This window comes from Mycobacterium sp. IS-2888, from assembly GCF_001954215.1.
GTDB lineage: Bacteria > Actinomycetota > Actinomycetes > Mycobacteriales > Mycobacteriaceae > Mycobacterium.
The window spans coordinates 1-9,275 of the sequence record NZ_MBET01000112.1 but is presented as its reverse complement, the minus strand read 5'-3'; the positions used below and the strand labels follow the sequence as shown (position 1 = coordinate 9,275).

Annotated in this window: 9 protein-coding genes; 4 read left to right on the top strand and 5 right to left on the bottom strand. The window is 67.9% G+C overall.

Translation table 11 applies throughout. The features are described from left to right. Positions 1-3: 3 nt before the first annotated feature. Positions 4-996 (top strand): MinD/ParA family protein, encoded by a 993-nt coding sequence (locus A5745_RS22875; RefSeq protein WP_083663029.1) that lies wholly within the window; start codon positions 4-6, stop codon positions 994-996. 4 nt (positions 997-1,000) lie between these two features. On the opposite strand, the gene sigI is transcribed toward A5745_RS22875, so the two are convergent. After that, entirely contained in the window at positions 1,001-1,885 is an 885-nt protein-coding gene (gene sigI / locus A5745_RS22870; RefSeq protein WP_076119149.1) for an RNA polymerase sigma factor SigI, read from the bottom strand. A gap of 113 nt (positions 1,886-1,998) precedes the next feature. Here sigI and A5745_RS22865 point away from each other — a divergent pair, with 113 nt between their 5' ends. Together A5745_RS22865 and A5745_RS22860 are read left to right on the top strand one after the other, a co-directional pair. Next, positions 1,999-2,832, top strand: coding sequence for an NAD(P)H-binding protein (locus A5745_RS22865; protein WP_076119147.1), 834 nt, complete (start codon positions 1,999-2,001; stop codon positions 2,830-2,832). Positions 2,833-2,847: 15 nt separating this feature from the next. Beyond that, the gene (locus A5745_RS22860; RefSeq protein WP_076061842.1) at positions 2,848-3,288 is read left to right on the top strand and encodes a nitroreductase family deazaflavin-dependent oxidoreductase; all 441 of its coding nucleotides are present in this window, start codon (positions 2,848-2,850) and stop codon (positions 3,286-3,288) included. 105 nt (positions 3,289-3,393) lie between these two features. Here the strand turns inward: A5745_RS22860 and A5745_RS22855 are convergent, their stop codons facing one another. Next, the gene (locus A5745_RS22855) at positions 3,394-3,675 is read right to left on the bottom strand and encodes a WhiB family transcriptional regulator (protein WP_076119144.1); all 282 of its coding nucleotides are present in this window, start codon (positions 3,673-3,675) and stop codon (positions 3,394-3,396) included. A gap of 354 nt (positions 3,676-4,029) precedes the next feature. Between A5745_RS22855 and A5745_RS22850 the strand changes: the two genes are divergently transcribed. Further along, on the top strand, positions 4,030-4,758 hold the full coding sequence (locus tag A5745_RS22850) for a helix-turn-helix transcriptional regulator (RefSeq protein ID WP_175879871.1): 729 nt from the start codon (positions 4,030-4,032) through the stop codon (positions 4,756-4,758). A gap of 15 nt (positions 4,759-4,773) precedes the next feature. Here the strand turns inward: A5745_RS22850 and eccA are convergent, their stop codons facing one another. The 3 genes from eccA to mycP form a co-directional block, all read right to left on the bottom strand. Then, positions 4,774-6,624, bottom strand: a complete 1,851-nt coding sequence (gene eccA, locus A5745_RS22845) for a type VII secretion AAA-ATPase EccA (protein ID WP_076061846.1) — start codon at positions 6,622-6,624, stop codon at positions 4,774-4,776. Further along, on the bottom strand, positions 6,621-8,159 hold the full coding sequence (eccE, locus tag A5745_RS22840) for a type VII secretion protein EccE (protein ID WP_076061847.1): 1,539 nt from the start codon (positions 8,157-8,159) through the stop codon (positions 6,621-6,623). Before eccE ends, eccA begins: the two co-directional genes overlap by 4 nt. Further along, on the bottom strand, positions 8,156-9,275 hold a 1,120-nt coding region (gene mycP, locus A5745_RS22835), incomplete at its 5' end, for a type VII secretion-associated serine protease mycosin (protein WP_139329761.1). The genes eccE and mycP, both read right to left, overlap by 4 nt.

Genomic DNA, 9,275 nt, shown 5'->3' with positions numbered 1-9,275 from the left:
CAGGTGACCCCGCCGCAGGTGACTCCGCCGGTCCACGTGCCGCAGCCGCCGCAGGTGATCCCGCCGCGGACCCCCGCAGCAGAACTGCCCGACCGCGGTTGGCGACGCGTCCTGAGGCTGATCACCTTTGACCTCGTAAAGCTGGGTCCGTCGGCCACGCAGCGGCAGGAGGCTCAGTTCGAGGCAACCATCCGGGCCGGCCTGCACGGCAATTACAAGGTGGGCGTGCTGGGCAAGGGTGGTGTCGGAAAGACGTCGGTCGCTGCCAGCGTCGGATCGCTGTTCGCCGAGCTGCGTCCCCAGGACCACATCGTCGCCATCGACGCCGACACCGCCTTCGGGCGGTTGAGCAGCCGGGTCGATCCGCGTTCGACGGCCTCGTTCTGGGAGCTGACGTCGAACAAGAACCTGCGGTCCTTTACCGACGTCATCGAGCGGGTCGGGCGCAATTCCGCCGGGCTGCACGTGCTCGGCGGGGAGCCGGCCTCGGGCCCACGCCGGGTTCTCGATCCCGCGATCTACCGCGAAGCCGCGTCGCGGCTGGACCGCCACTTCACCATCTCGGTCATCGATTGCGGATCGACCATGGACTCTCCCGTCACTCAGGAGGTGCTGCGCGATCTGGACGCCCTGATCGTGGTCTCCTCGCCGTGGGCGGACGGAGCCTCCGCCGCCGCGCGGACGCTGGAGTGGCTGTCGGATCAGGGACTGGCCGGTCTCTTGCACCGCACGCTCGTGGTGCTCAACGATTCCGACGGCCATGCCGACAAACGCACCCGGGAATTGCTGGCCCGCGAATTCATCGAACACGGCCAGCCGGTGGTCGAGGTGCCCTTCGATCCCCATCTACGGCCCGGCGGCGTCATCGATGTGAGCCATCAAATGGCGACGGCGACGCGCCGCAAATTTCTGCAGATAACCGCAACGGTCGCAGGGTATTTCGCGGCGCGGCCCGACCGGGCACGCGATCGCCGCCGCGACGCGGACGGCAGCTGACAAGCTACGGCTGTTGAGCGGCCCCGGCGCGGGCCGACGGATCGGCTATCGCCTCGATCTTGGTGACGAGGCGGCCGCGGATCGTCAGCACGATGGCGGCGAAGAGCCGGCGCTGCGCGAAGGCCAGCAGCACCGGCTGTCCCGCCGGACCGCTCACCACCGTGACTTCCGGCCCGAGGTAGCGCATCAGGTTGGTGGCGACGGCGTGTGGCCCGTGATTGACCTGCGGGGGCGGCGCCGGGTCGGCGAGAACCGTGCCCACGCCCCAGACCGTGGGATCCAGCACGGCGGTCAGTGCGGCGATGTCGCCGTTGGCGCATGCGGTGATGAACTTTTCGGTGACGAGTTGGTGCTCTGCCGAGGCCACCTCGCTCAACTTCGGTTGTGCCGTAGTGAATTTGGCCCGCGCTCGCCGCGCCAGCTGGCGGCAGGTCCCGACCGGGCGGCCCACCGTCTCGGCAATCGTGTCGAAGGGGACGCCGAACACGTCGTGCAGCACAAACGCGACGCGCTCCCCCGGGCTGAGCCGGCGTAAGACTTCCATCAAGGCGCTGCGGACCTCGTCGTCGAGCGTGACACGGTCGGCCGGATCGGCGGACCGCGGTTCGGCCGGCTCGGCGTCGCGGCCATCGCGGGCCGGGCGGCTCAACCGTTCGTAGCGCGATCGCGCCGAGCGCACCTGATCGAGGCAAAGCCGGCTCGTGACCACGGTCAGCCAGCCGCGGACATCGTCGAGCTGGTCGACGTCTTCACGGGACAGCCGCAGAAACGCCTCCTGCGCAACGTCTTCGGCGTCACCGACGTCTCCGAGTATCTGGTATCCGAGATTGACCAGATACGGGCGGTGCTGACGCCACGCCTCGGTGATCAGGTCGTACGACTGGTCCATGAATCATCGACGATCTGATGCGGCAAAAAGTTACACATTCCGGCTGTAACTTTCCCATCTTCCGCCCCGTCCTTGGTGAAAAGCAGTCGCATCACACCGGAAGGAACCACATCATGACGATCGTCGTAACCGGAGCCACCGGCAACGTCGGGCGGCCCCTCGTTGCCGAACTCACCGCCGCGGGCGCCCGGGTGCGGGCGGTCACCCGCTCGCCCGAGGCGGGGTTTCCGTCCTCCGTCGACACGGTCGCTTCGGCAGCCGACGCAATAGCGGGAGCGTCGGCGGTATTCCTCAATTCCCGCGCGCTCGGGGCCGACCTGCCCGACGTGGTGGCCCAGTGCGTGGCCGCCGGGGTCACCAAGCTGGTGGCACTGTCGGCCATCAACGCCGACGACGATTTCTCCCGGCAGCCATCGCGGTTCCGCGGCGATCGCAACAAGGAGGTCGAGCAGCTCGCTGTCGATTCCGGCCTGGCGTGGGTGAGCCTGCGCCCCACGGTCTTTGCGACGAACTTCGCCGGCATGTGGTCGGCGCAGATCCGCGCGGGCGATGTGGTGGCCGGACCGTACGCCGCGGCCTCGACCGCGCCGATCGTCGAGGCCGACATCGCGGCGGTCGCCGCGCGGGCGCTGCTCACCGATGAGCTTGTCGGGCAGCGCATTCCGCTGACCGGTCCGCAGGCATTCACCAACACCGAGCTGGTGAACGTCATCGGCGCCGTCCTGGGCCGCCCACTGCGATATCAGGAAGTACCAGCCGACCTCGTCCGGCAACGGTTCATCGACCTGGGTTTCGGCGCCGAGTTCGCCGACGCCTACACGTCCATGCTCGCCGACACGCTCGACAAACCCGCGCTCGTCACCCACGACGTCGAGAAGATCCTGGGCCGGGCGGCGACGCCGTTCGCGCAGTGGGTGTCGGCGCACCGCAGCCTGTTCGCGAAATAGATAAGGAGCACTCAGATGTCACAACCACGTCCGCCGCGCTACCTCAAACCGATGAACAAAATGATGATGGCGGTGCAACGGCTCGGGATACCGACCGGCCCCGCCATGGTGCTGACCGTGCCCGGCCGTAAGTCGGGCCAACCGCGCAGCACCCCGATGACGCCGTTCGAGTTCGAGGGCGGCCTCTACGTGGTGGCCGGTTATCCGGGTGCCGACTGGGCGGCCAACGCCCGCGCCGCGGGCACCGGCACGCTGGCCCGGGGCCGGCGATCGCGGCAAGTCAGGATCGTCGAACTGAACGCCGAGGAAGCGCGCCCGGTGCTGCGCGCATTCCCCGCCGAGGTGCCGGTCGGGGTGGCGTTCGCAAAGCGCTCCGGCATGGTGCGGGATGGCACGGCCGACGAGTTCGAGGCGTTGGCGGGCCAGCTCACCGTCTTCCGATTCGAACCGGCTTGACCGCCGTTTCGTCCAAACCCAAGCGCGAGAAATCCAGGAGATTTCTCGCGCTGTTGCGCTTCCCGCCGCCGACCCCTCGAAATTCGGCGGCCACTTCGCGCCGGGTTAAGCCGACTTTGCGGTTTCGCGCAGCGGGTACCCGTTGCGCTCGGCCAGGGATCGCAGCTGTCGCAATGCGAAGGCCCGGCGGCGGCCCGCCTCCGGAATGACGACGCCGCCCCACAGCCCTTCCGCACCGGGAGACTCGACGGCCTCGCGCGCACATAGCCACCGCCGGGGGCACGCTCGGCACAGGGCGATGGCCTCCGCATCGGGCGTTGACGTCCAGCGGTCGGGATCCTGCGTACAGGCGCCGAGTGGGACGTTGTGCAGAGCTGTTGCGGTCATGGCGCTCGTTCCTTCAAAAGCATTGCGGTCATCGGTGCATGTGTTTCGATACACTATAGCACTAACCGCTGCGATGCAACAGTTATGCGGCGGCACCGCGTCGGCTGCGTTACTGTTGGCCGTTCAGTATTCGTCGCTATACCCGCTGGGAACGGAGCCCCGCGGCTCTACTTATATGCGCTGACCAGTAGATACATGCGGTGTGGGGCGCGGGCCAGAAGCCCGGGTCACGACGCCAGCAAACCGTAGCGCTATCGGAACTAAAAACGTAGCGGCCGTGATACGAGGCGGCCGGTGCGACGGTTAGAATCGCACCGGCGGAAGGTCCGCCCAGCGAGCCGAGGATCACCGCAAATGCCCACCGCCGATTCCAGCGAGCCGGATCCCGCCATGGTTCGGGCCGGGGCGGCCGCGGCCGCGCGCCGGCGTGAACTGGGCATCAGTCAGCGAAGTCTCGCGGCTGACGGAATAATCAATGCCGGCGCACTCATCGCGTTCGAAAAGGGGCGCAGCTGGCCGCGTGAACGAACCCGGGCCAAGCTCGAGCAGGTGCTGCACTGGCCCGCGGGAACCATCGCGCGGCTCCGCCGGGGCCACGCCGGAGACGCCGAAGTCGAGCCGGAAGCGCGCGCACCGGGCCCGAACTCCGACGCCCCGACATCGTTGATCGCGCAGGCGATCGTTGCCGCGGTGGACGGCTGCGGCCTGGCGATCGCCGCATTGCCGCCGGTCGACGATCCGCGATTCTTCGAGCGGGCGACGCCAATCCTCGCCGATCTGCGCCAGCTCGAGACGATCGCCGTTCGCGCGACGCGCATCAGCCGGATTACCCCCGAACTGATCAAGGCGCTGGCCACGGTGCGCCGCCACTACGACGAACTGATGACGGTCGGCGCGAGCGCGCCGGGCGCTCCGCTGGGGCAGCGTCTCTATGCCGCCCGACAGACGGCGAACCTTTCCCCCCGGGAAACCGCGCAAGCGGCCGGCGTGGCCGAGGAGATGATCGTGCGCGTCGAAGCCGGTGACGCGGTACCCCCCGGCGTCGCCGATGCGATCGAAACGCTGATCAGCCACATTCAGTGAGGCTGCCGCCGTCGTTCAAAGCGCTATCGGCACATGCTTTTCCGCGCACGCGTCCTTGACCGCGGCGATTATGTCCTGGGTGCGAATCGCCTGTAGGTCCTCGACGGTCACCGACCCCTTGTCGGTGCGGTGCTGGGCGGCCACCCGCGAGTCCCGCAGCCGTTCCGCGCGTTCGACCACGTTTCGTGCGAATCGACCGTTCTGCATCAGGTCGATCCCGTGCTCCCCATTGGGTGCGTGGTAGGCGCGCAAAGTCAGGCAGGCCGCCTTCAACGCTTCGCCGGCGGCGTCCTCGAGCACGGTGGCGCGCGGCTTGCCGTAGCGCACTGCGATTTCCACCAGCTCGTCGGGCGTGTACGACTCGAACCGCAGTTTGCGGTTGAACCGCCCCGCCAGACCCGGGTTGACCGTGAGGAATTCGTCGACTTCCCGCTCGTATCCCGCGCCGATGAAGCAGAAGTCGAACCGGTGCACCTCGAGCGCCACCAACAACTGGTTGACCGCCTCCATGCCGATCATGTCCGGCCGGCCGTCCTGGTGGCGCTCCACCAACGAGTAGAACTCATCCATGAACAGGATGCGGCCCAGCGAGCGGCTGATCAGTTCGTTGGTCTTCGGGCCCGAGGCGCCGATGTGTTCCCCGCAGAAGTCGGCGCGCTTTACCTCGATGATCTCGGGATGGCGCACAATGCCGAGGCCGGCGTAGATCTTCCCCAGTGCCTCCGCGGTGGTGGTCTTGCCGGTGCCGGGCGGGCCCACCAGCAGCATGTGGTTGGTTTGATTGGCCACCGGCAGTCCGGCCGCCAGGCGCAGCGCGCGGACCTCGATCTGGTCCTCCAGTTCGGCGACCGCGCGCTTGACTTCGGCCAATCCGACTTGGTTGTCGAGCAACGCACGCCCCTCCTGCAGGAGTTCGCTGCGCCGCTCTTGGTGTTCGGACTCCTGGCGTTGCTGCTCCGACAGCTCGGTGGTCACGTCCCACTTGTTCGTTCGGCTGCGGATGGCATCCTCGTCGGTGATCACCAGCTGCAGCGCGGGATCGGCTAGCGCTTGCTTGGCCGGCTCGATCAGCGCACCGTTGATCGTCGCCTTCGACAGCCAGATCTGCGCCTTGTTCTCCTCGCCTAGCTGGCGATGCGCCATGCCCCGTACATAGGCGAGGTCGGCGGCGATAAGCGGGAAATCGTTGGGATCTATTGCGGCGAGGGCGGTTTCGAGATTGTGACGACGCGACTCGGTCGGGCCGCCGTATCCGGAGCGCAGTTCGACGCGATCGGTCCACTCCAGCGCGACGCGCCCCTGCCCGAGATGGGCCGCGGCGTGGGCGGCCAGGGTGCAGGTCGCTGCGGTGACGGCCGACATGATGATGGCCTGGGGCGGCAGGACCGCGGCCGCCACCGAGATCACGTCCGGCCAGCGTTGGGTCGCGAACATCAAGTAGGCCTCGATGTACTGGCGCCACTGGTGGTTTTCCCAGGTGTCCAGCAGCGACGAATCCTTAAGTAGCGCTTCGGCTTTCTCATACTGACGGTCGTCGATGAGCGCGCTGGCCAGTGCCAGGCCGGCGTGGGAGGCCTCGGTTACCGATATGGAGAGGTACGGCCCGGCTTTGATCGGCGCCGACAAGCGGGCGCCGAGGCGGTTGGTCTCCCGGTGCAGCCGGGCGCCATAGGTGTAGAGCTGTTGCACGGTCGGCAGCGACTCGTCACCCGCGGCGATCCGGCCCAACCAGGCGTCGGCCATCGACGGATCGATCTCCGTCGCCTCCCGAAACCGCGCCGCGGCGCCGGCGGCGTCGGTGTCGAGCAACGTCATCGCCTGATCGAACATCTTGCGCGCCGCAGCGGGTGTGGTGCTGCTGGTCATTGTGTATCCACCGCTTCGAGCTCAGAGCTTCGCAAAACCGTCGGTTCCGACGATACGTAACGGTTTTCGGCGCGGAACAACTCCACCTCCACCGTGTGTACCTGTCTGTCGGTTCGAACTTCCACCGTTGCCGGACCGACCTGGGTGATCAGCACGTTGGCCGTCCCCCGGTACGGCTCGCCCGGTTCGCCGACGGAGATCAGCGTGTTCGGGCGCGGGGCGGGTGTCAGCGTCCCGTCCACGACGCTGACCGTCGTGCCCGAGACCGGCTTCGACTGATCGCTCACCGCGATGTCGGGCATGCGAACCGTTGCCCACCGCTGCATGTTTCGGGTATGCACCGTGATGCGCTCGCCGGCACCGGCCATACGGATCACGAACCGCTTGGCCAACGCGTCCTCTGCGGCAATGTGCACGCGGCTGAACTCTCCCGCGTCGTCCAACGGCAGCAGCATCCGGTTTCCCCCGGCGACCTTGCCGAGCAGCACACCCGACGGCCCGATCGGGACCAGCAGCGGTCTGCGCAGCGTCCCCCGGCGAATGCCGTGCAGCGTCGGAAGCGGGCCGCACAGATTGGCGGCGATGGCATGCGCCTGCTGCCCCGGCAGCGTGCGCAGCATGGTGCTCAGTGGGGCCGTCGGCTGTTGTGCGGTACGCACGGTCACGGTGGCGGTGGCGCTGCCGTCGCCGAAAAGCGTGATGTTCTGGATGATTCCGTCGGCGCGCGCCGACCACACGTGGGCCAGCTTCTCCGCGGTGATGTCGGCCGGCGAGTACCAGTATGTCGTCAACCAGCCGCTGTCCCCGCGAACGGATCGCCAGCGCCGGTTGGACACCTCCAGGGCCGACCGGCCCAACCGCCGCTCCATCTCGACGATGTCGGTGGCCGTCGCGACCTTTGCGCGGATGCCCTGTTGGCGCATCGCCGCACTGATCCGCTGCGCGGCCGCGAGCGTCGCGGTGCCGACCGAGGTCCGCTCGCGCAGTGCCTCCACGTTGTCGAGAACCGAAGTCCGTACGATGAGCCAAGTTTCGCGCTGACCGGCATAGGGAGGCGTACCGATCAATGTGTCATACACGCGCGGATAGTCGCCCGTGCTGCGCCGGCGAGCGCCCGCGCTCACCACGCTGAGCGAACCGATTCTCAGACCGAGGCTCTGGTGCAGCAGCGGCTTCAGATCGGTGATGTCGAAAGCGTTCTCGGTGTACGTCGACGTAGACCCGGTGAACAACGTCGGGGTATGTGGCTTCCCGAGCAGCTGGACCGCGGCCACCGCGACGCCGTCCTGGTATCTAACCCCGCCGCCGGCGCGGTCGTTTGCGACTGTGAGTGGCTCAGTCCACCTGATCGGCCGACGGCGCCTCACCCACGAGATCAGCCATGACCACAGCGGCTGTCCGCGCCAGCGGACGACGCCGATCGCTGTCCCGATCACCAAACCGCCTGCGGCACCGCCGTATCCGCCGACCGCCCACCCGAGGAGGGCGGTGAGGAAAATGCCGACGATGATTGTCAGCTTCGTCCCGGGTTTCATCTCTCCCGCCGTGCCCGAAAGATCAGCGACGCCACCGCGATGGCTGCCAGGACAACGCCTGCGAACACCAGTGCCATATTGCGTGCACGATGGTCCGGTGGCGGTGGTGGTGGTGCCGGGTGGACCAGGCGGCTCTGCGCGGCGGGTGGAAGTCGATCTCCCGCAGGCACATCGAAGGTCAGGGCGGCCACCGGGTCGACGACGCCGTAGCCGACTTGGTTGTCGACTCCGCGCGGAGGGTTGTGCGCCGTCTGCAGAATGCGATTGACGATCTGGTGTGCCGACAGCCCGGGGTATTTCGCGCGCACCAATGCGGCCACACCGCTGACGTAGGCCGCCGAGAAGCTGGTGCCCCAGAACGGCATGTTCTTCTCGCCCGGGCGGATTGGCGGGTAGGCGTTCGCCGGCCCGCCGGTCTCCGGGGACAGTCCCATGATCCCGACGCCGGGCGCCGCGGCGGCGACCCACGGCCCCGCCAGGCTCTTGTTGATCGGCGAGCCCGTGTTGTCCACCGCGCCGACCGACAGCACGTAATCGGAGAACCACGACGGCGACGACACGGTCTTGACCTGATGCCAGTCGCGGGGATCCGATGCGCTGAGCGGATCGAACGACGGGTTTTGCGCGCAGTCGTCTTCGCTGTCGTTGCCCGCCGCCGCGACGATCACCGCATCCTTGACGGTCGCGGCGTACCACACGGCCGCTCCGATGGCGCCCTGATCCAGCGGATCGGCGGCCGAAACACATGCCGTCACACTGACATTGATCACCTTCGCGCCCATGTTTGCGGCGTGGACGATGGCACTGGCGAGCGTCGCGATGGTGCCGGCCTTCTTGCGTCCCTCCATGCCGCCCGGACCCGGATTGGCGGGTTCGTAGGCCCGCGAAGACTGCCGGATCGAAATGATCACCGCGTGCGGCGCGACGCCGACGATTCCATCGGGTGCCCCCGGCGGCGGCGGCGGCACCTCGGGATCGTCGGGCTGGTTCGGCGCCGGATCCCCGGGCCCGTTGGAGGGCACGTCCGGTGGCGGTGGTGGCGGCGGTGCCGGCGGTGGCGGCACGATTTGGGTGATCGTCACCGGGGGCGGCGGTTTGGACGGTGACGGGCTCGAA

Excerpts from the sequence above, each read along its gene's own strand:
- sigI (WP_076119149.1), bottom strand. The coding sequence starts at position 1,885 with ATGGACCAGTCGTACGACCTGATCACCGAGGCGTGGCGTCAGCACCGC.
- A5745_RS22865 (WP_076119147.1), top strand. The coding sequence starts at position 1,999 with ATGACGATCGTCGTAACCGGAGCCACCGGCAACGTCGGGCGGCCCCTC.
- A5745_RS22860 (WP_076061842.1), top strand. The coding sequence starts at position 2,848 with ATGTCACAACCACGTCCGCCGCGCTACCTCAAACCGATGAACAAAATG.
- A5745_RS22855 (WP_076119144.1), bottom strand. The coding sequence starts at position 3,675 with ATGACCGCAACAGCTCTGCACAACGTCCCACTCGGCGCCTGTACGCAG.
- A5745_RS22850 (WP_175879871.1), top strand. The coding sequence starts at position 4,030 with ATGCCCACCGCCGATTCCAGCGAGCCGGATCCCGCCATGGTTCGGGCC.
- eccA (WP_076061846.1), bottom strand. The coding sequence starts at position 6,624 with ATGACCAGCAGCACCACACCCGCTGCGGCGCGCAAGATGTTCGATCAG.
- eccE (WP_076061847.1), bottom strand. The coding sequence starts at position 8,159 with ATGAAACCCGGGACGAAGCTGACAATCATCGTCGGCATTTTCCTCACC.